The 25,519-nt window shown below is 73.0% G+C and carries 19 protein-coding genes and 1 pseudogene; 7 read left to right on the top strand and 13 right to left on the bottom strand.

The features are described 5' to 3' along the window. Window positions 1–119 precede the first annotated feature (119 nt). The 5 genes from ACZ466_RS28935 to ACZ466_RS28915 form a co-directional block, all read right to left on the bottom strand. Window positions 120–1,691 carry an acyl-CoA synthetase gene (locus ACZ466_RS28935; protein WP_378279131.1) on the bottom strand — a complete coding sequence of 524 codons (1,572 nt, stop codon included), beginning with the start codon at window positions 1,689–1,691 and terminating at the stop codon, window positions 120–122. A gap of 54 nt (window positions 1,692–1,745) precedes the next feature. Beyond that, complete coding sequence (locus tag ACZ466_RS28930; protein ID WP_378279133.1) at window positions 1,746–2,903, bottom strand: thiolase domain-containing protein; 1,158 nt, start codon at window positions 2,901–2,903, stop codon at window positions 1,746–1,748. Continuing rightward, window positions 2,896–3,942, bottom strand: a complete 1,047-nt coding sequence (locus ACZ466_RS28925) for a thiolase domain-containing protein (protein ID WP_378279135.1) — start codon at window positions 3,940–3,942, stop codon at window positions 2,896–2,898. The genes ACZ466_RS28930 and ACZ466_RS28925 overlap by 8 nt, the downstream gene beginning before the upstream one ends. 121 nt (window positions 3,943–4,063) lie before the next feature. Next, window positions 4,064–4,996 carry a Zn-ribbon domain-containing OB-fold protein gene (locus ACZ466_RS28920; protein ID WP_378279137.1) on the bottom strand — a complete coding sequence of 311 codons (933 nt, stop codon included), beginning with the start codon at window positions 4,994–4,996 and terminating at the stop codon, window positions 4,064–4,066. Continuing rightward, entirely contained in the window at window positions 4,986–6,551 is a 1,566-nt protein-coding gene (locus ACZ466_RS28915; protein ID WP_378279139.1) for an acyl-CoA synthetase, read from the bottom strand. Before ACZ466_RS28915 ends, ACZ466_RS28920 begins: the two co-directional genes overlap by 11 nt. Before the next feature lie 146 nt (window positions 6,552–6,697). On the opposite strand from ACZ466_RS28915, the gene ACZ466_RS28910 reads away from it, so the two are divergent. The 4 genes from ACZ466_RS28910 (at window position 6,698) to ACZ466_RS28895 (ending at window position 9,581) form a co-directional block, all read left to right on the top strand. Then, on the top strand, window positions 6,698–7,510 hold the full coding sequence (locus ACZ466_RS28910; RefSeq protein ID WP_378279140.1) for a crotonase/enoyl-CoA hydratase family protein: 813 nt from the start codon (window positions 6,698–6,700) through the stop codon (window positions 7,508–7,510). A 173-nt stretch (window positions 7,511–7,683) separates the two neighbouring features. Further along, on the top strand, window positions 7,684–8,622 hold the full coding sequence (locus ACZ466_RS28905; RefSeq protein ID WP_378279142.1) for an RNA polymerase subunit sigma-70: 939 nt from the start codon (window positions 7,684–7,686) through the stop codon (window positions 8,620–8,622). A gap of 59 nt (window positions 8,623–8,681) precedes the next feature. Beyond that, on the top strand, window positions 8,682–9,083 hold the full coding sequence (locus ACZ466_RS28900; protein ID WP_378279144.1) for a hypothetical protein: 402 nt from the start codon (window positions 8,682–8,684) through the stop codon (window positions 9,081–9,083). 93 nt (window positions 9,084–9,176) lie between these two features. Next, complete coding sequence (locus tag ACZ466_RS28895) at window positions 9,177–9,581, top strand: hypothetical protein (protein WP_378279146.1); 405 nt, start codon at window positions 9,177–9,179, stop codon at window positions 9,579–9,581. 55 nt (window positions 9,582–9,636) lie between these two features. Here the strand turns inward: ACZ466_RS28895 and ACZ466_RS28890 are convergent, their stop codons facing one another. Together ACZ466_RS28890 and pgfA are read right to left on the bottom strand one after the other, a co-directional pair. Further along, window positions 9,637–10,752: an NAD(P)H-dependent flavin oxidoreductase gene (locus tag ACZ466_RS28890; RefSeq protein WP_378279147.1), complete on the bottom strand. Its 1,116-nt coding sequence runs from the start codon at window positions 10,750–10,752 to the stop codon at window positions 9,637–9,639. Window positions 10,753–10,862: 110 nt separating this feature from the next. Continuing rightward, entirely contained in the window at window positions 10,863–11,945 is a 1,083-nt protein-coding gene (pgfA, locus tag ACZ466_RS28885; RefSeq protein ID WP_378279149.1) for a cell envelope lipid trafficking protein PgfA, read from the bottom strand. A gap of 91 nt (window positions 11,946–12,036) precedes the next feature. Between pgfA and ACZ466_RS28880 the strand changes: the two genes are divergently transcribed. The 3 genes and pseudogenes from ACZ466_RS28880 to ACZ466_RS28870 form a co-directional block, all read left to right on the top strand. Beyond that, on the top strand, window positions 12,037–13,614 hold the full coding sequence (locus ACZ466_RS28880) for an MFS transporter (RefSeq protein WP_378279151.1): 1,578 nt from the start codon (window positions 12,037–12,039) through the stop codon (window positions 13,612–13,614). 42 nt (window positions 13,615–13,656) lie between these two features. Continuing rightward, window positions 13,657–14,493 carry a class I SAM-dependent methyltransferase gene (locus tag ACZ466_RS28875; RefSeq protein WP_378279153.1) on the top strand — a complete coding sequence of 279 codons (837 nt, stop codon included), beginning with the start codon at window positions 13,657–13,659 and terminating at the stop codon, window positions 14,491–14,493. Beyond that, window positions 14,486–15,670 (top strand): annotated as a pseudogene (locus ACZ466_RS28870) (acyltransferase family protein); the annotation flags it as partial. The gene ACZ466_RS28875 and the pseudogene ACZ466_RS28870, both read left to right, overlap by 8 nt. A gap of 16 nt (window positions 15,671–15,686) precedes the next feature. Here ACZ466_RS28870 and ACZ466_RS28865 read toward each other — a convergent pair. From ACZ466_RS28865 to ACZ466_RS28840, 6 genes are all read right to left on the bottom strand, one after another. Beyond that, a complete protein-coding gene (locus tag ACZ466_RS28865; RefSeq protein WP_464041732.1) occupies window positions 15,687–20,090 on the bottom strand; it encodes an alpha-(1->3)-arabinofuranosyltransferase domain-containing protein in 4,404 nt (1,467 codons plus the stop codon). Window positions 20,091–20,157: 67 nt separating this feature from the next. Next, entirely contained in the window at window positions 20,158–21,546 is a 1,389-nt protein-coding gene (locus ACZ466_RS28860) for a glycosyltransferase family 4 protein (protein ID WP_378279157.1), read from the bottom strand. Between the two features lie 24 nt (window positions 21,547–21,570). Then, window positions 21,571–22,434, bottom strand: a complete 864-nt coding sequence (locus tag ACZ466_RS28855; protein WP_378279159.1) for a glycosyltransferase — start codon at window positions 22,432–22,434, stop codon at window positions 21,571–21,573. 22 nt (window positions 22,435–22,456) lie between these two features. Next, window positions 22,457–22,588 carry a hypothetical protein gene (locus ACZ466_RS28850; RefSeq protein WP_378279161.1) on the bottom strand — a complete coding sequence of 44 codons (132 nt, stop codon included), beginning with the start codon at window positions 22,586–22,588 and terminating at the stop codon, window positions 22,457–22,459. After that, on the bottom strand, window positions 22,588–24,327 hold the full coding sequence (locus ACZ466_RS28845; RefSeq protein ID WP_464041731.1) for an MmpA family trehalose lipid delivery protein: 1,740 nt from the start codon (window positions 24,325–24,327) through the stop codon (window positions 22,588–22,590). The genes ACZ466_RS28850 and ACZ466_RS28845 overlap by 1 nt, the downstream gene beginning before the upstream one ends. Next, the gene (locus ACZ466_RS28840; RefSeq protein ID WP_378279164.1) at window positions 24,279–25,478 is read right to left on the bottom strand and encodes a hypothetical protein; all 1,200 of its coding nucleotides are present in this window, start codon (window positions 25,476–25,478) and stop codon (window positions 24,279–24,281) included. Before ACZ466_RS28840 ends, ACZ466_RS28845 begins: the two co-directional genes overlap by 49 nt. Window positions 25,479–25,519 lie beyond the last annotated feature (41 nt).

The raw sequence follows: 25,519 nt of genomic DNA, 5'->3' as shown, positions 1-25,519 counted from the left end.
CCACCTCGATCTCCAGGTTTTCCGAGGGGAGCCTAGTGCCCGCGGGGCACCCTCCACTCCCGACACACAGAGATCAACGCCTGGGCGCGTCCATCCTCTCCAGCTTCTCGCTCACCCGGCTATCCCGCCGCCTCCTGGGCGACCTGTTTGGCCCACCGGTAGTCGGCCTTGCCCGCGGGACTGCGCTTCATCTCCCCGACGAACGCGTACACGCGCGGCACCTTGTAACCGGAGAGGTTCTTGCGGCAGTGGGCGTCGAGGTCCGCCGGCGCCGGCGCCTCCCCCTGCGCCTGGACGACGGCGGCCACGCGGAACCCGAAGCGCTCGTCCGGGATCCCCGTCACGACCGCGTCGAACACGGCCGGATGCCCCTTCAGCACGGCCTCCACCTCCTCCGGGAACACCTTCTCGCCACCGGTGTTGATGGCCTGCGAGCCCCGGCCGTAGACGGCGATGCTGCCGTCCTCCTCCACCGTCGCGATGTCGCCGGTCAGCAGCCACCGCCGCCCGTCCACCTCGGGGAACGTCCGCGCGGTCTTGTCCGGGTCGTTGTAGTAGCCGCGCGCGATGTAGCCCGTGCGGGCCACCTGCCCCAGGACGCCCGACCCCGGCTTGACCGGCTGGAGCGCGTCGTCCAGGACGGTGACGTTCTCGACGTCGGCGGTGAACCGCAGGCCCTTCTCCGGTGTCGAGCCCGCCACCGCCTCGGCCGTGGAGCCCGACTCGGTGGACCCGAACCGGTCCATGATGATGACGTTCGGCATCGCCGCCGCCAGCCGCTCCCGGACCGTTCCGGTCAGGATCGCGCCGGTCGAGACGTAGGCGAACAGCGACGACAGGTCGTACGACGAACGCTCCAGGTCCTCCACCATCGGGATCGCCATCGCGTCGCCGGTGATGGTGAGGGAGTTGACCTTCTCCCGCTCGATCGTCCGCCACACCTCGGCGGCGTCGAACCTGCGCACGTACACCACGGTCGCGCCCATCCACCAGGCGATCCACGTCGCCATCTGCGCGGCGCCGTGCATCAGCGGCGCCACCGGCATCATCACCATCGGGCCCGAGTTCCGCGCCATCTCCACCACGTCCTCCGGGACGTCCGGGCGCGGCAGCGTCGGGTTCCAGAACGCGAAGAGCAGGTCCTTCAGCCCCCACATCACCCCCTTGGGCATCCCGGTCGTGCCGCCGGTGTAGATGACGTAGGTGTCCTCGGGCGAGCGCGGCCCGAACCCGCGCGTCGCGGGCTGCGCGGAAAGGGCCTCCTCGTACTCGACGGCGCCGGGCACCGACGTCGGGCCGCCGACCGCGACCAGGTGCCGCAGCCCCTCCACCTGCGGGACGGTCGCCGCGACCCGGTCGTCGAACTCCACGTCGTACAGCAGCGCCACGCTGTCGGAGTCGCGGAACAGGTAGAGCAGCTCGCTCTCCACGTACCGGTAGTTGACGTTGATCGGAACGGCCCGGATCTTCAGCGCGGCGACCAGCGCCACGGCGTACTCGACGCCGTTGTACAGCTGGAGGGCGACATGCCGGCCGGGCTCCACCCCGGCCGCCTCCAGATGGTGCGCGAGCCGGTTGGCCTGCGCGTCCAGTTCGGCGTAGGTGAGACTCCTGTCGCCGCAGACGAGCGCGACGCGGTCCCCGATCGCGTCCGCGACTCCCTCGAACAGATCGGCGTGGTTGAACTCCATCGGTCGTCCTCCGGAGATCGAGGGGGGTGGGGTGGAGGCGCCCGGGGGGCGCTTCTAGGGCTTCTCTGAGCCGACGATCCACATCGCGAAGAACTGCGCGCCGCCGCCGTAGGCGTGCCCCAGGGCGCGGCGCGCTCCGTCCACCTGGTGCTCCCCGGCGAGCCCGCGCACCTGCAGCGCCGCCTCGGCGAACCGGATCATCCCGGAGGCGCCGATCGGGTTGGACGACAGCACGCCGCCCGAGGGGTTCCACGGGATGTCCCCGTCCAGCGCGGTCGCGCCCGCCTCGGTCAGCTTCCAGCCCTCGCCCTCACCGCAGAACCCCAGGTTCTCCAGCCACATCGGCTCGTACCAGGAGAACGGCACGTACACCTCGGCGCAGTCCAGCTCGCGGCGCGGGTCGGCGATCCCGGCCTGCCGGTACACGTCGGCGGCGCAGTCCTTGCCGCCCCGCGGGTTCACGGTGTCGCGCCCGGCGAAGAAGATCGGCTCGGAGCGCATCGCGGTGCCGTGCACCCAGGCGGGCCTGTTCGGGGCCTGCCGCGCCGCGTCCTCGGAGGCCAGCACCATCGCGCAGGCGCCGTCGGACGACGGGCAGGTCTCCAGGTAGCGGATCGGCTCCCACAGCATCGGCGTCGACTCGACCATCGCGCGCGAGATGCCGGGGATCTTCAGGTGCGCGTACGGGTTCTTCAGCGCGTTCTCCCGGTCCTTGACCGCGACCAGCGTGCCGATGTGGTCGGGGGCGCCGGACCGCCGCATGTACGCCCGGATGTGCGGGGCGAAGTAGCCGCCCGCGCCCACCACCAGCGACGTCGAGTACGGCGAGTTCACCGTCAGCGCCCACGTCGCGTTCGACTCCGACTGCTTCTCCCACGCCACCGTCAGCACCCGGTCGTGCACGCCGCCCTGGATCAGGCTCGCCGCCACGATCGCGGTCGACCCGCCGACCGACCCGGCCGTGTGCACCCGCATGACCGGCTTGCCCGCCGCGCCCATCGCGTCCGCCAGGTACGCCTCGGGCATCATCACGCCCTCGAACAGGTCCGGCGCCTTGCCCAGCACGACGGCGTCGATGTCGTTCCAGGTCAGCCCGGCGTCGTCGAGCGCCTTCGCGGCCGCCTCGCGCAGCAGCCCGGCCATCGACACGTCCAGCCGCTTGGTCTTGTAGGCGGTCTGCCCCACACCAATGATGGCGCACGGGTTACCCATGGTCTTCTTCTCCCGAGAGGACGCAGACGAGGTTCTGCTGCAGGCACGGGCCGGCGGTGGCGTGGCCGAGCGTCCGGGTGGCGGAGCCGTCGTGGATCCGGGCCGCGGCCTCGCCGATCCTGATCAGCCCGGCCGCCATCGGCGGGTTGGCCGACAGCGGGCCGCCCGACGGGTTGACCGTGACGTCCTCGCCCAGCCCGAGCGCCTCCCGCAGGATCAGCTCCTCGTGCGAGAACTGCGCGTGCAGCTCGGCGACCTGCACGCCGGCGGCGCCCGCCCTCTCGCCCGCGATCCGGGTCGCCGCCGACCGGGACAGGTCCCGCACGCCGGGCGAGTGCGCCTCGCTGCGATGGTCGATCCCGCGGATCCACGCGGGCCGCTCGCACAGCTCGCGGGCCTTGTCACCGGTCGCCAGCACGATCGCGACGGCGCCGTCGGCGGACGGCGCGACGTCGTACGGCCGCAGCGGCGCCACGTCGTAGCCCTCGTCACCGGACGGGTCGGGCAGATGCAGCGCGAACGGGTTCTCGCGGCCCGCCGCCCGCGACCGCGCCGCCACGGCCCGCAGATCGTCCTCCTTGGCGCCCGAGCGCTCCAGGTAGGCGCGGGCCTGCAGCGCCGCCAGCGACACCTGGTCGATTCCGAGCGGCGCCAGGTAGTACGGGTCGAGCTGCTGCGTCATCAGCTCACGCAGTACGGTCTGCGACGCCTTCCCGAACCCGTACACCAGCGCGGTATCGACCTCGGAGTGGCGCAGCTTCACCCACGCCTCGTACAGCGCCCAGGCCGCGTCCATCTCCACGTGGCTCTCGGAGATCGGCGGCCAGGCCCCCACCGCGTCCAACCCGGACACGAACGAGAACGGTGCCCCGACCAGGTAGTCGTTGGACCCCGAGCAGGTGAACCCGAACCGGCTCAACCCGGTCCGCTCCTTGATCTCGGTGATGACGGGCGCGAGGATCTCCACCTCCGACAGCCCGGCGTCCTCGGCCGCGTGCTCGCTCTGCACGAACGCGACCACCGCTATGTCGGTATTCATTGCCTCGCCTCCGCTCGGCGGCTCGCGGCCGTTTCTTCGCGACGGCTTCCCTCGTCGCTCCGGTCGCTCGTCCCTCGCTCCCTGCGCTCCTCAGTCCAGCCGCCGCGCGGCCGCTCGCGATTCACACGTAGTCCTTGATCGTGTCGAAGGGCACGTCGGGCTCGTCGAGCGGCTCGAACCACTTGATGTTGGCCATGCTCCGGTCCCACTCCTCGCGCGGACGCCACGCCGCCTTGACCCGCATGCCCATCCGGACCTGGTCCGCGGGGATCCCGGCGACCAGGGCGAGCATGGGCAGGCCCGCGCCGTCCAGGAGGACGTACGCCGACACGAACGGGACCTCGGGCGCGCGCGGATCGGGCAGGTTGTTGACCGCGAAGGTGGTGACGGTGCCGGTGTCGGGCAGCTCCACCTCCTCGGTGGTCGGCACGCCGTCGCGCGAGCACAGCCCCTTCATCGGGACGATCACCTCGCCGCACACGCCGCAGCGGTGGCCGAGGATCCGGCCCTCGGAGATCCCCTCCAGGAAGCGGTCCAGCGCCCGCCCGCCGCGGAGCCGGTACTCCAGCCGGGTCGGCGCGTTGATCATCGTGACCTCGGGGACGAAGCACTCGATGTCGCCGATCGCGCCGGTCCGCTCCGCCCGGTACCTCGGACGGACCCGCATCCCGGTCTTGAGGAACCGCGGCGGATCGGCGCCCTCGTCGACGACGCCCAGATCCAGCGCGTGCAGCAGGGCCGTGTCGGCGCCGTCCGGGCGGATCAGCGCCCACGCGAACGGGCGGTCCAGCGGATGGTTCTTCAGCGGCCGCGGCACCCACGACCAGGTCTGCACCGTCCCGATCGGGCCGACCTCGACGAACTCCTCCGTCACCGGCTCGCCGCCGTCGGGGTCGTACTCCACCGGCGGGACCAGCACCCGCCCGCCGGCCGTCCGCACGCCGACCAGCCGCCCGTCGCGCAGCTCGCTCAGGAACCGCCCGATGACCGGCCCGACCGACCGCGTGTACCCGCCGGGGAACTCCAATACATGGTCGAGGGCCTCAGATGGCACGCTGGTGGTCCTTCCAGTACGGGTCGCGCAGCTTGCGCTTGAGGAGCTTGCCGTTCGGCTCGCGCGGCATGACCTCGATGAAGTCGATCGACCGGGGCCACTTCATCCGCGCCAGCCGGCCCTCCAGGGACGCAAGGATCTCCGCCGCCAGCTCCGGGCCGGGCGCGGTGCCCGCGGCGGGCTCCACGACCGCCTTGATCTGCTCGCCCCACTCCTCGTCCGGGATGCCGAAGACGGCCACGTCCGCGACCTTGGGGTGCAGCACGATCTCGTTCTCGATCTCGGCCGGGTAGATGTTGGCGCCACCCGAGATGATCATGTCGGACTTGCGGTCGGACAGGAACAGGAAGCCGTCCTCGGTGAGGCGGCCGATGTCGCCGACGGTGAAGAAGTCCTTGAGGCGGTTCTTCTCGGTCTTCTCCCGGTCGCCCTTGTACTCGAACTCGGTGCCGGCCATCTTCATGTAGATCGTGCCGTCGCGGCCGGCCGGGACGGGCTCGCCGGCGTCGTCCACGATGAGCAGCTCGCTGATCGGCCACGCCTTGCCGACCGTGCCGGGATGCTCGCGCCACTCCTGCGGGCTCGCGATCGTCCCGCCGCCCTCGGTGGCCGCGTAGTACTCCCAGACGCAGTCGCCCCACCAGTCGAGCATCTGCTTCTTGATGGGGACGGGGCAGGGCGCGGCGGCGTGGATCGCCCACTTCATGGACGACACGTCGTACCGCTTGCGGGTCTCCTCCGGGAGGGCCAGCAGCCGCTTGAAGTGGGTCGGGACCATGTGCGTGTTGGTGATGCCGTACTTCTCGATCACCCGCAGGCAGTCCTCGGCCTCCCACTTGTCCATGTAGACGAGCGTGTGGCCCATCTGGAGCGACGTGCCGCCGAACTGGGTGACGGCCGTGTGGTAGTTCGGCGAGGTCACCAGGTGCGCCTGCGGCTCCCGTCCCGCGGGCCTTCCGGGCGGGATCCCGAACAGCCCCAGCAGGAAGGACATCAGCTCCGCGCTGTCGTCGGGGTCGATCCCGCCGAGCGTCCTGCGCACCCCCTTGGGCCGTCCGGTGGTGCCCGAGGTGTAGTGCATGGTGGCGCCGTTGCTGCGGTCGTCCGGCAGCGTGTCCGGCTGCCCGTCCACGAGCTCCCCGCACGGCCGGAACCCCGCGACCTCGCCGAACGCGAACCGGCGCCGCGGGTCGATCCCCGACTCCTCGGCCCCGCGCGCGCCCTCCACCGCGTACCGCTCGTGCACGAAGAACGCCTTGGCCTCGCTGTCGGCCACGATGTAGCCGATCTCGGGGCCGGTCAGGTGCCAGTTGACGGGGGTGTAGTACCAGCCCGCCTGGAGCGCGGCCAGGTACAGCACCAGGCCGTCCACCCCGTTGGGGACGAGCCCGCAGATGCCGTCCCCCTTCTCCACGCCCAGCGCGCGCAGCCCGTGCACGAGCCGGTTGGCCCGGGCCAGCAGCTCGCCGGCGGTGTGCTCGGTCCCGTCCGGGTCGACGGCGGCGATCCACCCGGGATCGGCCTGCGCCAGCCGCCAAAAGCCCAACGACCCCATCGGTTCTCCTCGGTGATCGCGGTGCACCCGCAGGTGCCGGGGGACCAAAGTAGATCACGTTCTCGTTTTCCTGGGCAAGACCCGTTGACAGGCAACTCCTGTCACTAGAATCTGTTCTTGTTTACTGCCGGTTGAGTGGAGGAACGATGGCCGAACGGCTGCCCATCAGCACGGCGCACTGCACCGTCGAGCAGGACGGCCACGTGGTCGTGGTGACGCTGAACCGCCCCGAGGCGCGCAACGCGCTCAGCAACGACATGCTCGTCGGGCTGGCCGACGCGTGGGCCTACATGTCCGAGACGCCGGAGGTGCGGGTCGGCATCCTCACCGGGGCCGACGGCCAGTTCTGCGCGGGCGCCGATCTCAAGGCGATGGGCACGCCCTCATCGGACGCCCGCGTCCGGGAGCGCGCGGCCCAGATCCCCAACTTCCACTGGAAGGGCCTGCTGCGCGAGGGCCGTCCCACCAAGCCCCTCATCTGCGCCGTCGAGGGCTACGCCGTCGCAGGCGGCACCGAACTCCTCGTCGGCACCGACCTGCGCGTCGTCGCCGAGGGCGCCACCCTGGGCCTGTACGAGGCCAAGCGCGGGCTGTTCCCGATGGGCGGCTGCGCGATCCGCCTCCCCCGGCAGATCGGGTACGCCAACGCGATGGACATCCTGCTGACGGCCCGTTCCGTCACCCCGCAGGAGGCGCTCGACATGGGCCTCATCAACACGATCGTCCCGGACGGCCAGGCCCTCGCCGCCGCCCGCGAACTGGCCGGCCAGATCGCCGAGTGCGGCCCGCTCGCCGTCCAGGCCATCCTCCGCACCTACCGCGAGACCGAGCACCTCTCGGAAGAGGAGGCCCTGAAGATCTCCGACGAGATCGGCTGGCCCGTCATCGGCTCCGAGGACGCCAAGGAAGGCTCCAAGGCATTCAAGGAAAAGCGCCCCGCCGTCTTCAAGGGCCGCTGACCCCGCACCCGCGGGCACCAGACATCCCTGAGTGATCGAATCGACACATCGGGTAGTGACCCTGACGTCCGGGTACGAGGGGCGGAGGGGGAATCGGGGTGTTGAAGAAGAAGCAGGTCGTCGGGGTGTCTTGGGGCGGTCGTACGATGTGCGCCTGCGGGGAGGGGGGCGCCATGGACGAGGCCGCGTTCGCGGAGATGGCCGAGCGGTACCGGCACGAGCTGCGGGTGCACTGCTACCGGATGCTCGGGTCGTTCACGGACGCCGAGGATCTCGTCCAGGAGACGCTGCTGCGCGCCTGGCGGAAGCGGGAGAGCTGCGAGGGGCGCTCCACGTTCCGGGCCTGGCTGTACCGGATCGCGACGAACGCCTGCCTGGACGCGCTGGCCGGGCCGGTGCGGCAGCGGGAGATGTCGGCGGCGCCCGCGATGATGGCCGAGGTGTCGTGGCTGGAGCCGTTCCCCGACCGGCTGCTGGACCTGGCGGCGGACGGCCCGGACGCGGCGGTCGTGGCGCGGGAGACGATCGAGCTGGCGTTCCTGGCCGCCATCCAGCACCTGCCCGTCCGGCAGCGGGCCGTGATCATCATGCGGGACGTGCTGGGCTGGCCGGCCGCGGAGACGGCCGAGGTGCTGGAGACCAACGTCGCCGCGGTGAAGGGCATGCTGCAGCGCGGCCGGATGACGCTGCGGGCGTACCTGCCGAGGGAGCGCGCCGAGTGGAGCGCGCAGGCCGGTCCGGACGAGCGGGAGGTCCTGCGCCGGTACGTGGAGGCGAATGAGCGCTCCGACCTCGCCCGGCTCAAGGAGCTGCTGCGTGAGGACGCGCGGCAGACGATGCCGCCGCACGGGCTGGTGTACGAGGGCCGTGAGGCGATCCTGGAGCTGTGGGGGCCGGTGCTGGCCGGGGACGCGGCGTGGGGCGAGTGGCGTTCGCTGCCGCTGTGGGCCAACCGGCAGCCGGCGGTGGCCAACTACGTGCGCCGGGTGGGCGAGGAGCGGTTCACGCCCGTCAACCTCGACGTGCTGGCGGTGCGGGACGGGCGGATCGCGGAGATCACGACGTTCGATCCGCGGCTGCTGGAGTCCTTCGGGCTGCCCGCCGCGCTGTGACCGATTCCTTTTCCGGGGCCCGGCCGTCTTATGCCGAATCCCCAACGAGAGGAGCGGTCATGAAGGAGCTTGAGCGGCTGGTCGGGACGTGGCGGGTCACGGGCGGGGGCGAGGGAACGGTCACCTACCGGTGGATGGAGGGCGGGTTCTTTCTGCTGCAGGAGGTCGATCTGCGGCAGGACGGCCAGGACGTCAAGGGGATCGAGGTGATCGGGCGGCTGCTGCCGTTCGGCGCCTCCGATCCCAGCGAGGACATCTGGTCGCGGTTCTACGGCCACCAGGGCGTCACGTTCGACTACGTGTACGAGCCGGACGGCGACACCCTGACCATCTGGGGCGGGGAGAAGGGGTCTCCCGCCTACTTCCGGGGGACGTGGAGCGCGGACGGCAACACCCTGGACGGCGCCTGGGTGTACCCGGGCGGCGGAGGCTACCCGTCCACGATGGAACGGCTCCCCTAATTAAGGATGTCCGAAATTACGGCCATCGTTTGGTCGCGGCCGGTCGCGGGAGACAAGGGAGCGACTGTTCCGCGGAAGGAGCGTGACGAGGCGATGGCCGTTTCCATCTTCCGGCGGCGCGAGCACCGTGCGGCCGACACGGACCCGGCGGTGACCGGGCCGGGCGAGACCGGCGCCGCGCCGCGGCGCACCGTGGTGGTGCGCAGGCCGTCCCGGTGGCGGCGCAGCAGGCACAACCCGATCAGCGCGACCATCCTGGCCGCGGGCTGGGCGGCCGTCCTGGTGCTGGGGCTGGGCATGCTGCTGACCTGGAGCGACGCCAATCCCGGCAACGCCCTGGTGGACGCGACGCTGGACGCGGGGCGCTGGCTGGCGAGCCCGTTCCACGACGTCTTCACCAGGTCCTCGCCCGAGCACCAGCTCTACCTCAACTGGGCGATCGCCGCCGGGGTCTACTACGCGCTGGCGCGCGTGCTGGCCTGGCTGACGCGCTTCTGAGACGACCCGGGCCCGCCCCCGCGCCGGGGCGGGCCCGGGGGCGGGGGGCGGGGTCTCAGTCGGCCTGGGTGATGGTGTTCAGGCGGTCGAGGGCCTCGACGTACTCCTCGATGAGGTCGTACACGACCTGGGCGGCCGGTTTGACCTGGTTCATGGAGCCGACGATCTGGCCGACCGGGAAGGTGACCAGTTCGCCGTCACCGGACCGGCTGATGCGGCGCAGCGCGTCGGAGATCAGCATGAACTGCATCGGCATCGGGAGGTAGCCGGGCGAGGACTCGCTCTCCCACGCCTCGGTCCAGGCGGTCTTGAGGAAGCGGGCGGGCTTGCCCGTCCAGGCGCGGGAGCGGACGGTGTCCCGGGAGGTCGCGTCGAGCAGCTTGCCGCGCGCGTTCTCGGGGGTGTCGGCCTCGTCCACGGTGAGCCAGATCGAGCCGGTCCACACGCCGTCGGCGCCGAGCGCCATGCCCGCGGCCATCTGGCGGCCGCGGCCGATGCCGCCGGCGGCGAGCACCATGGTGTCCTCGCCGACCGCGTCCACGACCTCGGGGATCAGCACCATCGTGGACACGTCGCCGGTGTGGCCGCCGGCCTCGGTGCCCTGGGCGACGATGATGTCGACGCCGACCTCGACCTGCTTGCGGGCGTGCCGGGCGTTGGACGCGAGCCCGGCGACCTTGACGCCGTGCTCGTGGGCCTCCTGGACGACGTCGGCCGGGGGCGGGCCGAGCGCGTTGGCGAGCAGGGCGATGGGGTGCCTGAGCGCGACCTCGACCTGGGGGCGGGCGGTGGCGTCGGTCCAGCCGAGCAGGGCCCGGCCGGCGCCCTCCTCGCTGAGCGGCTCGACACCGTGCTCGGCGAGCAGGTTCTCCAGGAACTCCTTGTGCCGAGCGGGGATCATGCCCTGGAGCTTGCTGAGCATCTCGCCCGCGTCACCGAGGTCCGCGCCCTCGTACTTGGCGGGCATCACCACGTCGACGCCGTAGGGGCGGCCGCCGACGTTCTCGTCGATCCACTTGAGCTCGAGTTCGAGCTCCTCGGGGGTGAAGTAGAGGGCGCCGAGGACGCCCATGCCGCCGGCGCGGCTCACCGCGGCGACCACGTCGCGGCAGTGACTGAACGCGAAGATCGGGTACTCGATGCCGAATAGTTCGGTGACTCGTGTCCGCACGCCTCGACCCTAGGCCGCCCGAGAGAAAACTGCAACAGGTTCTAGTTCACTTCGGGCATGGGCAGGCCACAAAGGAGGGGGGTGAGTAGAACACGTATCAAGCAGCGGGGTCAGCGGCGGCGGGACGGGGCCGAGGGGATCTGGCGGCCGGGCGGGGGCGCGGCGGGCGCGCCCGAGGCCGGCGCGCCCGAGGCCGTGTCGCCGAACTTGCCGTCCGAGCGGCGCGGCGCCGGTACCGGACCGCCGCCCCGGCGCTCGCGGACGCCCCCGGCCAGACCGCCGATCGCGCCCGCCACCAGCAGCGCCAGCCCCAGCAGGACCGCCGTGACCGGCACGTACGACCGCACCATGCCGAGCTTCAGCGCGTTGCTGTTGGCCATGTCGACCAGGCTCTTCTGGAACGCCTCCATCGTGACCAGGTCCGCCGACGCGACCGTCATCCTCCCGCGCTGGTCGGGGGTGCGGACCGTGCTGTTGATGGTCTGGCGGTGCTTGACCGGGATCCCGGTCCGCGGGTCCACCCACACCGTGATGGTCGCCGAGGAGTAGCGGTCCACCTTCTGGTCGGGGGTCTTCGCGGGCAGCCCCAGCATGCGGGCCGGCAGCTTGACGTCCAGGGCCGCGGTCTTGGTGTCGGGGACCTGCTGCACGAAGCGGTACGCCCGCATCCCGCGCACCTCCTCCTCACCGGAGTAGCGCATCGGGACGGCCTGCTTCGTGGTCATGTCGAAGAACGGGTAGTCGCGCTTGCGCACGTTCGCGAGCGGGAACAGCAGCCCGTAGCCCCGCATCTTCACCGAGCCGTCGCCGTCGACGTGGGCGCCGCAGCACTGCACCAGCTGGGAGCTGGCACGGTCGAACGCGATCCGGTAGCCCTGGATCTGGACGGGCTTGTCCGGGTTCGCGGTGTCGTAGATGTTGGTGGAGGAGTCCCAGACCGCGATCCGGTCGTCGCCCCCGTTGGCCCGCACGTCGCCGCGGACGGTGTTGCTCGCCTGCAGCGTGACGCCCGTCTTCGTCTTCAGGCTCGCCTGGTCGAAGTACGTGGCGTTCCGGGCCTCCAGCCGGGTCACCTGGTAGCGGTTCAGCGGCGCGCGCACCATCTGGTCGGCCATGTAGAACCGGACCAGCGGGGCGAGCGTGAGGCAGAAAGCGCCCAGGCAGATCAGTGCCAATCCGACCGGTCGCCGCATGAACACCTCCGGGGGATGAGGTCCTCGCTCGGCGTGTCCCGCGTTACCCTACAGGACCTCCAATAAGCCGAACGCTACCGGAAGGTACCCCTTGTCCCGCGCCGCACCGCATCCGGGGGGTCACTCCGCGGGCCGCCCCGGCGACCGTGCGGGGACGCGCCGCTGGCTCGCGCTGCTGGCGGTGCTGCTGGCCACGTTCATGGACCTGGTGGACGTGACGATCGTCGGCGTGGCGCTGCGGGCGATCCAGACCGACCTGCACGCCTCGTACGCGGCCGGGCAGTGGTTCACCGCCGGGTACGCGCTGGCCTTCGCGCTGCTGCTGGTGACCGGCGGGCGGCTGGGCGACCTCTACGGGCGGCGCCGGGTCTTCATGGCCGGGGTGGCCGGGTTCACGGCCGCCTCGGCGCTGGCCGCGGCGGCGCCGTCCGCCGGCCTGCTCGTCGCGGCGCGGGTGGCGCAGGGCGCGTTCGGCGGGGTCATGGTGCCCCAGGTCATGTCGATCATCGCCACCGAGTTCCGGTCCGCGCGGGAGCGCACCCTGGCGATCAGCCTGTACGGGCTGGTGCTGGGGGCGGGCCAGGTCAGCGGGCCGCTGCTGGGCGGGCTGCTCACCGGGGACGCGCTCGGCTGGCGGCTGATCTTCCTGATCAACCTGCCGGTGGGACTGGTCGCGCTGGCGGGCGCGTGGCGCTGGATGCGCGAGTCGCGCGCGGACCGGCCGTCGCGCCTGGACGTCTCCGGCGTGCTGCTGGTCGCGCTGGGCTCCCTGCTGCTGGCCTACCCGCTGGTGCAGGGCCGCGAGCAGGGCTGGCCGCCCTGGACGGCGGTGTCGATGGCCGCGGCGGCGCCCGTCCTGTACGCGTTCGTGCGGCACCAGCGGCGGCGGGAGCGGGCCGGGCGGCCGGTGCTGGTGCCGACCGGGCTGTTCCGGCGCCGGTCGTACTCGGCCGGGCTGGCGCTGATGTTCGTCCTGTTCTGCGGTGTCTCGGGGTACTTCATCGTGATGACGTGGACGCTGCAGTTCGGGCTCGGCTGGTCGCCGCTGCGGGTGGCGCTGGTGGGGCTGGCCTGGCCCGCCGGGATCGCCTGCACGGCCCAGCTCACCAACCGGTTCGGCCAGCCGAGGGCGCGCGCCCTGGTCGCGCTGGGCACGCCGGTCATGGCGCTGGGCACGGCCGGGCTGGCCTGGTCGGTGGCCCGGCACGGCGCGGCGACGACGGCCCCGGACCTGATGCCGTGGATGTTCGGCGCCGGGATCGGGATGGGGCTGACCGTCCCGATCCTGTCCAACCTGGTGCTGGGCGAGATCCCGGCGGCGGACGCCGGGGCGGCCTCGGGCGTGCTGAACTCGGTGATCCAGTTCGGCAACGCGATGGGCGTGGCGCTGGCCGGGGTGGTCTTCTTCGGCGGGCGGGCGGCTTCCGGCACGGTTTCCGGCACGGTGTCCGGGACGGTGTCCGGGGCGCTGCCGGACGCGGCCGGGCACGCCGCCGGGGGCGCCCGCACGCTGCTGGCCTGCGCCGCGGCGTTCGCGCTCGCCGCCGCCCTGTCGCCGCTCCTGCCGCGCCGGGTCGCGCGGACGGGGCCGGACGCGACCGGCGGCGACGGCGACGGCGGCGACGGCGGCGGGCCGGAGGTCTCCCGCCTGCTGTCTACCGGTCGGTAGTATCCGGCGTTACGCAACCCTCGAACCCCCCGCGAGGTGGCCATGTCGACGGTCCGCCCCACCGGCTCCCACGGCTCCCCGGGCGCCTTCGGCCCCGCTCCCGGCCCCGCTCCCGGCCTCGGCCACGGTCCCGGCCGCAGGCGCGCGGCGACGCTGGCCCGGTCGGTCCGCCTGCTCTCGGCCTTCCGGCGCGAGCAGGCCGACCCGGCGACCTTCTACCGGCTCATGGCGCGCGACACGATCGCCCAGCTCGCCTCGTACACCGGCCTGGACGGGGCGACGGTCGTCGACGTGGGCACGGGGGCCGGTTTCTTCGCTCGCGAGATGGAGGCCCACGGAGCGCGCTGCGCCGGCATCGACCTCGACCCGGCCGAGCTGACCGCGTACGGCGCTCCGGCCGGGAACAACCTGGTGGCCAGTGCGCTGGCGTTGCCTTTCCGGACGGGCACCGCCGACGTGTGCTTCTCCTCCAACGTCCTGGAACACGTCCCCGACCCGTGGCGGATGTCGGCGGAGATGGTGCGCGTGACGCGGCCCGGGGGGATCGTCTTCCTGTCCTTCACCAACTGGCTGTCGCCCTGGGGCGGTCACGAGACGTCCCCCTGGCACTACCTCGGCGGTGAACGGGCCGCGCGCCGGTACGAGCGCAGGAACGGCCGTCCGCCCAAGAACCGCTTCGGCGAGAGCCTGCACGCCGTGTCCGTGGCCGCCGCCCTGACATGGGCCCGTTCCTGCCCCGAGGCGGAGGTGCTGGACGCGATCCCGCGCTATCACCCTCGCTGGGCGGACGGCATCGTGCGCGTTCCAGGGGTACGCGAGGTCGCCACATGGAATCTCGTCCTCGTCCTGCGCAAGCTGCCGGGTGCAGGCGATGAGTGACCCGGGCACGGGCGGCGGCAAAGGCCGGTGGAGCGTCACGCCCGCCCAGCAGCCCGCGCAGCAGCCCGCCGCTGTGCAGTGGCGCACCGCTCCTCCGCCCGTCAGCGCCAACGAAAGGGCCCTGCCTCCCATCTCCGGGCACCAGGACACCCTCGACGGTGTACGCGCCGTGGCCGCCCTGGCCGTGCTGGTGTACCACGTGGCCAGCACCTCGGGAGACCTCACCGCTCCAGGCACGTCGGGCTGGCTCTACAACGGGGGCCAGATCGGCGTCCCCATCTTCTTCATCCTGTCGGGCATGCTCCTGTACCGGCCCTGGGCCGCGGCCGTGCTGGACGCGCGCCGTACCAAACCGCGCACGCGCACGTACCTGCGCAAGCGCGCGCTGCGCATCCTGCCCGCCTACTGGGCCGCGGTCATCTGCTTCATGCTCACCGCGGGCTGGAGCCACATCACCGACCCGGGCACCTGGGCGCCCCTGCTCACCCTCACCCACACCTACCTACCCGACCCGTGGTGGCAGAGCAGCCTGGGCCCGCCACAGCTCGGCCAGATCTGGAGCCTGGCGGTGGAGGCGGCCTGGTACGCGAGCCTGCCCGCCACCGCGGCGGTCCTCGGCTGGTACGCGAGGCGCGGCCGTAACGGCGACGTGGGCGAGCGGGCGCGCAGGCTGCTGCGGGGCCTGGCCGTCTACGCGGCGCTGTCGTTCGTCTACACGACGGCGATGTTCGTGCCCGAGCACCACCCGCTGCTCGGCCTCTGGCTGCCCCGCTTCTTCGCCTGGTTCGCGATCGGGATGGCGCTGGCCGTGCTGACGGTCTGGGCGCGGCTGGAGCCGGACGGCCCCGTCGCGCGCCTGTGCCGTACCATCGCCGGTTCCTGGGGCGTGTGCTGGGCGGGGGCGGCGCTCCTGTACGTCATCGCCTCCACGCCCGCGACGGGCCCGCTCGACCTGGTGTCCCTCGACGTGGTGTGGACGTCGATGCTGGACATCGCCGTCAACGGCCTGTGCGCCGCCGCGTTCGTCGCGCCCGTGGTCCTGGCGCCGCCCGGCCACGCGGCGCTGGGGGCGGTCCTCGGCAACCGGGTGATGCGGTTCCTGGGGCGGATCTCCTACAGCCTGTTCCTGTGGCAGATGCTCATCATCGTCGGCTGGTACGAGTGGTCGGACCGGGTGTTCCGCGGGGACGTGGCTACCGATCTCCCGTTGCTGCTCGCGGCGTCCATCGCAGCGGCGACGGCGAGCCATTATCTGGTGGAACGTCCGGCTCAGCGTCTGGCGCGCTCTCGTCCTCGTCGGCGCGACCCGGAGGACCCTCCGGCCGAGGCGAGGATGCCGGGGCCCGGCGCCCATCCGGCGGCGACGCATCCGGACTGGCCGCCCAGTTCAGCTCGATCGACCCTTCCGGATCTGCCGGCGAACCATGGCGGGGCGTCCACAGGTGGAGAGCCACCAGGCCCAGGATGACCAGGCCCAGGAGTTGCGGGACGACATCACCGAGATATCCGGACGGGGCCGCGGGGTTGTTCACGGCGCCCGTCCAGTAGCCCACGGCCATGCATCCCGTTCCGGCGACCATGAGCAGTGCCACCGTCCAGGGGGACGCGGGCGCGCGCAGGAGTCGACTTCGCCGTCCACGGGACCACCCGCAAACGGCGGCTGTCGCCCCTGTGACGGCCAGTCCGGGTACTCCGGCCACCCAGAAGCCCAATGCGGCGGCGAGTCCTAGGGCGGCCCATACGGGCCAGCCTCGCGCCTCACGTGTGCGGGCAAGGCCGGGGGTCGGCTCCTTTCGGCTCGTTCCGGTGCCACCGCCACCGCCGGGCCATACGGCGACCAGCAACATCACCAGCAGGAGGTTGAGCCCTGCCACGACCGCGAGGCGCTGGGCCGCGTCAGGGCGGAAGGTGAGTTCGACAGTGCCGCTGGTTCCGGCAGGTACGAGCCAGCCCTGTTTCCAGCCGTCCAGGCGTACCGGGCGCAGCGTCCTGTCGCCGATGCGCGCCCTCCAGCCCGGGTTGTAGTTCTCGTTCACGGTGAGGAAGGAACGGCTCTGGGCGTTCACCTGGAGCCTGCGCTCGCTCTGGGACCACTGCGTCACGCGCACGGGTCGCGGGGCATCGCCCAGGGCGGGCGGGTCTCCGACCACGGCGGTCTCGATCCGGAAGCCGTCAAACGAAACGGAGCTCAGCCGGTTGGCCCCGGCCTGCACCGGGACCTGCCGGCATGCCTCGAACGCGACCGGCCGCCCTTCCAGCAGGTCGCCCAGGGTCCCGGTGGCCCTGGTCTGGACGACCCCGCCGCCGGCGCCGTTCGGCCCGATCCGCAGCTGGGGCCCGAACCCGCACTTCAGCCCGAGCGGGAAGGAGCCGGCGTCGCGCGCGGGCCGTACCCCGGGCACCCTCACCTCGGAGATCTGCACGGGCTGGAGCCGCCCGGCGCGCCGGAACGTCAGCGTCAGCCGGTCGGTGTCGAGGGGCGCGAAGGTGATCCGGCCGCGCGAGTCGGACAGGGCCTCGCGGGTCCCGCCGTCGCGTCCCTCGATGCGCACCTGGACGGGCCCGGACGCCGAGGGCGGCCGGTCGAGCGTGATGGACGAGACGCGGGCGCGGCGCTTCCACTGGAGGGTGAGCGTGGGCGCCTGGTCGTCGGACGCCGCGATCCAGGACGTCCGGTGGTCGCCGTCGAACGCGGACCGGGCCCGGGCCGCCGGGTGCGTGCTGACCGCCGAGGAGGCCGCGACCCGGGGATCGCCGTCCAGCGTCGTGTACCGGGCGATCAGCGCCGGATCGGTGAGCACCGCGGTACCCGACAGGGCGGTGCGGCCGGCGCGCCCGGCCGTGAACGTCCGGTCGAACCCGGTGCCCTCCTCGTCGCGGGCGCCCAGCGTGTCGGAGCAGACCCAGCGCCTGATGCCCTCCATGCACTCGGGCTTGGCGCCGGGGGCGCGGTTCATGACGTACGAGGGCGTCCCGGTGACCCCGCGCGGGGTGGGGAGCGCGAAGGTGCGGGAGGGCCGGACGCCCTCGATCGTCAGCTCGGAGATCCCCGCCCGGGTGAACGTCCTCGCGCCTCCTCCGCCGTCGGCGACCCCGGTGATGCGCAGCCGCACCCACCGCGTGGCCCCGGGCGCGGCCCGCAGCGGCTGCGGTTGCGCGACGGCCCGGACCGCCTGGTCCACGACGCCGCCCTCCGTCTCCACCGCGACGCGCGTGACCGGCGGCCCGTACCTGCGGTCCTGCACGAACGCGGCCGTGAGCACGGGGTTCTCGCGCGCCCGGTCGAGGTCGGCCCGGAGCCACTGCCCGACCGGTCCCTCCCAGCCGCCCGTCTGCCAGGCGCTGAACGCGTCGCCGTCCAGGGCCGCGTAGGGGATGGCGTCCGGACGGCGCAATTGCGGGATCGCGCTGTTCCCGCCCAGGGACGAGGACGCGACGACGTTGCGGAGGCCGCCGCCGTAGACGGCCGTGCTCGCGTACTTGCGCCAGCCGCCGTCCAGGACGTCGCCGGCCCGCCTCCGGTCGGCGGCGGCCAGCGTCTGGGACGTCTGGTGCAGCTCCCCGAAGTTGCGGCGCAGCAGGCGCTGCGCATCGGTGACGATCGGGGTACCGCCCAGATCGGAGGCGTCGTCGTTCAGGAGGACGGGGCCGCGCGGCAACGCCTTCGCGTCGGCCATCGGCAGCAGCGACTCAGGGCCGCCGTACACGCGCACGGGCTCGTCTGCGTCCGCCAGGCTCGCGACGGTGTCGGCGCCTTCGACCTCGTACACCTCCAGGGCCGGGTAGGGCTGGTCCACGGCAGAGACCGCGTCGTCATTGAAGTCACCGCCGACGGGTGCGCCGAACGCCGCCGCCCTGCGCAGCCCAGGCGAGGCGTCCAGGGACTGGTGCAGGCGGGCGGGCCAGCCGCCGCGCAGCGTCTCGCGGCGCAGGTCGTTCCGGACGAGCAGGTAGCGGACGCCCATGCGCCCCAGGAAGTCGGCCAGCCCAGGCGAACTCTGGCCCGACCTCACCTGCTGGTCGATCGCGTCAAGCGCGCGCGTGTAGCCGGGCGATCCCGCTGGGACGAGCTGCCGTACACCCCAGCGCGCAGTCAGGAGAGGCTGGACGATGTCGTCCATTGGACGGCCCCACAGGTACTCCCCGAACGCGGCGCCCGGCAGCGCGAGCACCCCCTGCTGCCCCGCGCGCCCGTTGAGCCAGGACGCGGCGTCCTTCCAGTAGCGCGGCACCTGCGTGAACTCCCCCGGCCCGGACAACCCCTGGGAGACGGCCGTGACACCGATGCCGCTCAAGCCGACCACCGCGACCACGGGAACGCTCAGGACGACCCGGACCCGCTCACGCCAGCCGTCCCCGCGCCTGAGGGCGTCCACGCGCGCCGAGGCGGCGGCGGTCGCGACGGTCAGCAGATGGGCCAGCCCCAGCGCGATCGGCAGCCGCACCACCGCGTCGAACTTGTGCAGGTTGCGCAGCGGGGCCAGCGGGCCGTCCAGCAGGTCGCGCAGCTCGGCGGCGAACGGCCCCGGCAGGTCGCTGAGATGCCCCATCGAGATGATCGCCACGCCGCTCAGCAGCGTGATCAGCAGGAACGTGCGCTCCGGCAGCAGCCGGGACAGCAGGCCCGCCAGCCCGAGCGCCGCGACCAGCCCGGTGCACAGCACCGGCAGCGGATCGAGCGAGAGCCCGTACCCGACCGGCCACCACACCTGGCCGTCCACGATCAGGTAGTTCACCCAGCGTTCGGCGCCGCGCAGCACGTTGACCAGCCCGGTCGGGCCGGTGGTCGTCTCCGCCTTCTCGGTGTAGGTCAGCCAGGAGAAGCCGTACGTGCCGGTCAGCAGCAGCGGGATCAGCCACCACGCGGCCGCCGCGCCCACCGCCGCCGACCACCAGGCCATGAGGCGCACCCGTCCCCGGCCGCGCCGCCGGGTCAGCAGGTACAGGACCGGCACGACCAGGACGGCCACGGTCGCGGTCGCGTTGACGCCGCCGCAGCAGGCGACCGCCACACCCGACCGCGCCGCCGCCCGCACCCGGCCGCCGCCGCTCTCCGACGCCGTGACCAGCGGCAGCACGATCCAGGGCAGCATCGCGGCGGGCAGGTACTCCGAGGACAGCTGGCCCATCGTCGCGAGCGCGTTCGGGGCCAGCGCGTACGCCATCGCCGCCGCCAGGCGGGTCCCCGGGCCGCCCACGCCCAGCCTGGCCGCCAGCCGCCGCGCGCCGAGGAAGGCCAGGCACATCAGCAGCGACAGCCAGAACCGCTGGGTGATCCAGGCGGGCATGCCGATCAGGTCGCCCAGCGCGTAGAACGGTCCCATCGGGAACAGGTAGCCGACCGCCTGGTTCTGCAACTGCCCGAACTGCTCGGGGTCCCACAGGTGCAGGGCCCGGCCGAGGAAGCCCAGCGGGTTCACCGCCATGTCGATCTTGGTGTCGGCGAGGATCGCGCCGGGACGGGTCGAGAAGGCCAGCGCGGTCAGCGCCAGGCAGCACACCGCCGTGCGCAGCCGGTCGCGCAGCCTGGGGTCGACGCCCCCGGCGGCCTGCGCGCCCCCGGCGGCCCGCGGCCGCCCCGCCTCTCCCACGGCCATGCTCGCCCCGGCTCCCTTCCCGATCCCTCGCGCCCGATCCCTCGCGGTGGTGCGGCCCGCGCCGCCCTCAGACCCCGGCACCGCCCGCGGCACCCGTCCCGGCGCCGCCGGCCGCCGCCTCTATCTCCGCCTCGATCTCCGGGGGCGGGTCGGCGGCGGCCCAGGTCCGTCCGAGCAACCGCTCCAGCGGCGTCGCCTCCCGCAGCACCGGCGGGCGCCCGCCGACGCGGTCCGCGAGCAGCAGATCGCGGTCGGGCCCCTCGGCGACCCGCGGCCGATCGTCACCGTACCGCCGCACGATATGCGCCCGGTGATCTTCGGAGGCGGCCGACCCGGTCGCCACCGCGGCCGTGATCAGCCGCGCCCACCGGCCGGCCGTGCCCGCCCAGCCGAACATCCCGGCCCACTCCCGGCACGCGGCGGCCACCTCGCGGCGCCGCACCGGATCCGCCCGCTCCTCCAGCGCGCGCTCGACCGCCCCGGCCAGGTCCTCCCCCGGCCCGACGAGCCATCCGGTCGCGCCGTCGCGCACGGCGTCGCGCAGGCCGTCGACGTCGTAGGCCACGGTCGCTACGCCCAGCGCCGCCGCCTCGATCACGCTCAGCCCCCAGCCCTCGCCCTGGGACGTGCTGAGGTGCAGGTCGGCGCGCGCCACCAGCGCGGCCTTGGTCTCCTCCGGGACGAACCCGTGCGCGACCACGACCTCCCCCAGGCCACGCCCCTCGATCTGGGCCGCGAGCCAGGACGCCTCGGGGCCGTCCCCCACCACGTGCAGGCGAAGGCCCGGATAGCGGCCGCGCAGGTGCTCGGCCAGGTCGAGCAAGTGGGAGAGCCTTTTGTGCGGGACGAGCCGCGTCACGCACACCAGGTCCGGATCGCCCCTGGGCACGTCCACGGCTCCAGGGCCCTGCTTGGAAACGGTGGCTCCGTTGGGCACGACGTAGGCCGACCCCTTCCAGCCGAGCCGTTCCCGTACGGCGTTCAGGGTGGACGGCGACACGCACACGAACGCGTGGCGGCGGTAGGCCCAACGGCTCACCGGCCCCTCCAGGAGGCGGCCGACCCACGCCATCCACCGCGGGAAGTAGAGCCCGAACTGCGCGTCGTGCACGTGATGGATCACGCAGAAGACGGGGACCCGCCGCGGAAGGACCCACGGGGTGAAGAAGGGGATGCCGTTCTGGCAGTCGATGACCGCGTCGAACGACCTGCGTCTCAGCAGCGTCCAGAGCAGCACCAGCGGGTACACGGTGAACCGTCCGCCGAGCCGGACGACGTCCACCCCGTCCACACGGTCGCGGCGCTGCTGCCCGCGCGCGCGGGACGTCACGTACCGGACCCCGGCGCCCTCCAGGGCGAGCCGCCGCGCCACCTCCCACGCGTAGCGCTCGGCGCCGCCCGCGGCCGGATGCCAGGGATCCCGCCAGTTCACGATGGCCAGCCGCAGGCCGTTCATGTCCTACGGCTCATCTCGTACGGCTCATCCCGGCCCGGCCCCGGTCCCTTCCGACAGCACCAGAGGCGACGCGGGCTGGGCGGACGACGGCGACGAACGCGTCCACGCGGAGGCGGAGGCGCCCGCGTTCGCCGCGCCCGTCTCCCGCGCGGCGCGCACGGGGCGCGGACGGCCCGCGCGGGCCCGGATGCGGGCCAGGTCGAGCATGCATTCGGCGGTGTGGCGGCGCACGGAGAAGGTGGTGCCCGGCCGGTCCCGCCACACCACCGGGATCGCGGTGACGGGCGCGCCGCGGCGGACGCAGTGCATCAGCAACTCGACGTCGAAGGTGAACCCCGCGGTCTTCAGGTCGGCGGCGGCGGCCCTGGCCAGCGGGCCGGTGAAGAACTTGAAGCCGCACTGGGTGTCGGGGATGTCGTCGGCCAGGTCCCGCACGAGCCGGTTGAAGGTGACCGCGCCGAGCCTGCGCAGCGGCTGCCCGTACCCTTCCACCAGCGAGGATGGGTGGCGGCGCGAGCCCACCACGACCGGGTGCCCGGCGCGCAGCAGGGCGAGCACCTGGTCCAGCGCGGCCAGGTCGGTGGCCATGTCGGCGTCGCAGAACCCCACGTACGGGGCGCGGGTGGCCAGCAGCCCGACCCGCACCGCGGCGCCCTTGCCGCGCCGCGCGCAGTGCAGCAGCCGCGCCGGAACGGGCCCGCGCCACTGCCGCACGATCGCGGCGGTGCCGTCGGTGCTGGCGTTGTCGACCACGAGGATCCGCGACCGGACGCCGAGCCCGGCCAGCTTCTCCCCGAGCAGTGCGAGCCCCGCCGGGAGCCGTTCGGCCTCGTTGTAGGCCGGGACCACGATCTCCAGGTGAACGGGTTCGGTGCCGTGGGCGCCCACGGGGTGGCCTTGGCCCCGGCCGTCAGCGCGAGCCGTAGTTGTAGAGCGGCTTGATGACGGGGTCCTTCTGGGAGGCGTTCGACAGCTGGACCACGCTGAACGAGGTACCGGCCGCCAGGACGACGCCGACGAGTGCAGCGATCGCGATCCGCATCAGGGGGCCCTTCGACGGGGGATACTGCCCAGTAACGGGCTGCCCAGAGTAGTGGCTCGCGTCACCAATGACCAGAAAAGCGCCACACTTACGACAATCCAGGCGGCGACCACGGCGGTGACCGGCGTGTTCTCCTCAGGACTGTGACGGGTCCCCGGGATTCGGTACAGCACCAAATCCTTGTCTTGGACAAGCCGTTCAGCCCCCGGCAGCCGCTCGGTGGCGCCGCCGGCATCGACCACGACATACCGGACGCCCGCCGCGCGGAGCACCTCCGTCAGCGGACCGCCCGCCCTGATCGCCCCGTCCAGCCGCACGGCCTTCGGGTCCTCGGGCGCGACGGTGGTCGCGTCGACCGTCACCGCGTCGTTCACGATGACCGGCCGGTGCAGGTAGCGCGGCAGGGGGTCCAGGACACGGCGGCCGTGGTTCCACGGGTAGCTCCGGTACGCGGCCCACGGCAGAACGAGCACGTCCCCCGGCTCGCGGTCCGCCTCGATGATCTGCTTCGCCCGCGCCCAGCCGGACGGATAGTCCACCGAACGCAACTGACCCGCCGCCCCCCACGCGAGGGACGGCAGCAGCACCACCGGAGCGAGCAGCGCCCCCACCGCCACGGCCGGGTGCCGGGCCTCGATCGCCCGGTCCGCCGCCAGCCCCAGGCCCACGGCGACCACGACCGCGAGCGGTGCGACGAACTGCTGGCCGTCCCGGAACACCGCGAGCCCCGACCACAGCCCGATCGCGCCCTCCAGCACCGGCGGCGCGACCGCGCCCAGGGCCGCCACCGCGAAACCCGCCACGGCGGCGATCGCCGCACCACGCCACCAGGACTCGACGCGGTCGCGGAACCTCCCGAAGGCGAACAGCGCCCCGGCCACCACCAACGCCCACAGGGAGGCCGTCACCGGCGCCCCATAACCGACCGGGACCGTCTCCCCGTTCCACACACCCCCCAGCAGCAGAAGGCTGCCGAGCGTTCCGAACGGAGTATCGGCGCGCGCCGCGAACGCCTCCACGGCCACCCCGTCCCCCGGCACGCCCCCAGGACGCAGCAGCCCGGGCACAAGCCACGGCAGACTCAGCACGGCCAGCGCGGCAACGACCTTGGCGCGTCCACCCCAGCCACCACGCCAGGGAACCATCAACAAGGCCGCCAGCCCCGACATCGCCAGCGCAGCGAAACCACCGACCGCCGCCGGAATCAGGGCGCACACCAGGCGGCGCCCACCACCGCGCTCCCCCGCCCTGGACGCCGCGACCAGAACCCAGGGCAACGCCGCATACCCCAGAAGCAGCGCCCACTGCCCCAGAAGCAACCGCTCCGCGACGAACGGATTCCACGCGTAGCAGACCCCCGCCACAAGCCGCGGGAGAAGCCGCCGCGACGGCACCAGCGAAGCCGCGGCCGTGCACGCCATCACGAACACGCCCAGCAGCACCAGCCGCTGCGCCGCCCACGCGGGAACGACCGCCGCCAGCGCGGTGACGACGACGTCGCTCGGCACGTGCCGCGGCACCGTCCCGGTCAGCCCGAACGTCATGCGCGTGAACGCGGGATCCGGGACGAACACCATGTCGTACGACAGCACGAACCCCGGCGCGAGCCCCGGACCCAGCACCAGCAGACCGAGCCCCAGCCCGGTGAGCGCGGCCGCCGGATGATGCCGCGTCCGCCCCACCGCGGCCGTCAGGAAGCGATCTTCAACCGGGTCAGGAACTGGTTGACGTCCGGCCACATCTTCTTGTGCGTGTTCGGCACCGACACGAACGCGACCGCCGGCGCCGGCCGCCCGGTGTCGACCACCGCGGTGACGACGACCTCACCCGTGGCCCGCACGCCCGCCCTCTTGTAGGTGAGGTACGAGGCGACCAGCCAGCCCTTCCGGCCGTCCACCGTCAGCGCCTGCGACGCCAGCGGAGCCGTCCGGTGCGGGAAGTCGTAGTACTGCGCCTCGATGCCCTTGTGCGCCAGCACCGCGACGCCCGGGACGCTCTCCGCGCCCGTGTACGCGCTGTGCAGGTTCGGGTTGAGCGTGCCGGTGAGCAGCTGGCCGTACCAGACCTGCGTGCCGCGCCGCTCGGTGACCAGCACCTGCTGCCCCGACCAGCCGGGCGTGGCCAGCTTGTTGGCCTTGGTCGGCGGCTGCCACGGCCGCGCCAGCCGCGGGTACGCCAGGCCGGAGGTCCGGTCGGAGACCATGCCCAGCAGCCTGCTCGGACGCCCGGCGAACCGCTTCAGCGGCTTGGCGGCCGGCATCTGCACCTGCGGCGGCTGCGGACGGCTGTCGGACGCGGCCCGTCCAGGCCGCACCTCGCCCGCGCCGGAGTCGCCGCCCCGCTGCTTGAGCAGGTAGACGCCGCCGGCCGCCAGCAGCGCGACCACCAGCAGGCCCACGCCGCCGTACAGCACCAGCTTGTTGCGGCCCTCGCCGCCGTCGCCCAGGCCCTCGCCGCCGCGCCCGCGGGGCTGGCCGTCGAAGCCGCCGGACGAACGGCCCAGCTTGGCGTCCGCGGCGTCCTCGTCGGCCATCCAGTCGGGCATCTGCCAGTTGCCGCTGCTCGGCTTGCCGGGCTTCGGCGGCGTCGCCGGGCCCATGGTGGTGACGCCCGCGTACTGCGGGTCGCCCTCACCCCCGAACAGCTCGTCATCGGATCCCTGCGCGCTCTCAAGCCCCTTCGCGTCATCGAAGGCCTTGGGAACGGGCGCGACCTTCACATCGTCAGCCTCGGCGCGCTCCGGAGCCAGGGCGGGCCCGGAGAAATCGGTCCGGCCTTCCGGCTCGGGCACCTCGACCTCGGGAACGGTCACGCGCACGTTCTCCTCGCGGCCGGCGGAGTTGTCACTCATCTCGGTCCAGCGCCCCCCGCGCTCCCCCTCATCGGACATGCGGCACAGGTTACGGCAAGATCACTGGCCCCGACGGGGCA

This window comes from Actinomadura rugatobispora, from assembly GCF_055379765.1.
The sequence above is the reverse complement of the archived record's forward strand: the minus strand, read 5'-3'. Positions and strand labels throughout refer to the sequence as shown.

What these genes read in the sequence shown, in the direction of transcription:
- ACZ466_RS28935 (WP_378279131.1), bottom strand. Translation starts at nt 1,691, where the DNA reads ATGGAGTTCAACCACGCCGATCTGTTCGAGGGAGTCGCGGACGCGATC.
- ACZ466_RS28930 (WP_378279133.1), bottom strand. Translation starts at nt 2,903, where the DNA reads ATGGGTAACCCGTGCGCCATCATTGGTGTGGGGCAGACCGCCTACAAG.
- ACZ466_RS28925 (WP_378279135.1), bottom strand. Translation starts at nt 3,942, where the DNA reads ATGAATACCGACATAGCGGTGGTCGCGTTCGTGCAGAGCGAGCACGCG.
- ACZ466_RS28915 (WP_378279139.1), bottom strand. Translation starts at nt 6,551, where the DNA reads ATGGGGTCGTTGGGCTTTTGGCGGCTGGCGCAGGCCGATCCCGGGTGG.
- ACZ466_RS28910 (WP_378279140.1), top strand. Translation starts at nt 6,698, where the DNA reads ATGGCCGAACGGCTGCCCATCAGCACGGCGCACTGCACCGTCGAGCAG.
- ACZ466_RS28905 (WP_378279142.1), top strand. Translation starts at nt 7,684, where the DNA reads ATGGACGAGGCCGCGTTCGCGGAGATGGCCGAGCGGTACCGGCACGAG.
- ACZ466_RS28900 (WP_378279144.1), top strand. Translation starts at nt 8,682, where the DNA reads ATGAAGGAGCTTGAGCGGCTGGTCGGGACGTGGCGGGTCACGGGCGGG.
- ACZ466_RS28895 (WP_378279146.1), top strand. Translation starts at nt 9,177, where the DNA reads ATGGCCGTTTCCATCTTCCGGCGGCGCGAGCACCGTGCGGCCGACACG.
- pgfA (WP_378279149.1), bottom strand. Translation starts at nt 11,945, where the DNA reads ATGCGGCGACCGGTCGGATTGGCACTGATCTGCCTGGGCGCTTTCTGC.
- ACZ466_RS28875 (WP_378279153.1), top strand. Translation starts at nt 13,657, where the DNA reads ATGTCGACGGTCCGCCCCACCGGCTCCCACGGCTCCCCGGGCGCCTTC.
- ACZ466_RS28865 (WP_464041732.1), bottom strand. Translation starts at nt 20,090, where the DNA reads ATGGCCGTGGGAGAGGCGGGGCGGCCGCGGGCCGCCGGGGGCGCGCAG.
- ACZ466_RS28860 (WP_378279157.1), bottom strand. Translation starts at nt 21,546, where the DNA reads ATGAACGGCCTGCGGCTGGCCATCGTGAACTGGCGGGATCCCTGGCAT.
- ACZ466_RS28850 (WP_378279161.1), bottom strand. Translation starts at nt 22,588, where the DNA reads ATGCGGATCGCGATCGCTGCACTCGTCGGCGTCGTCCTGGCGGCCGGT.
- ACZ466_RS28840 (WP_378279164.1), bottom strand. Translation starts at nt 25,478, where the DNA reads ATGTCCGATGAGGGGGAGCGCGGGGGGCGCTGGACCGAGATGAGTGAC.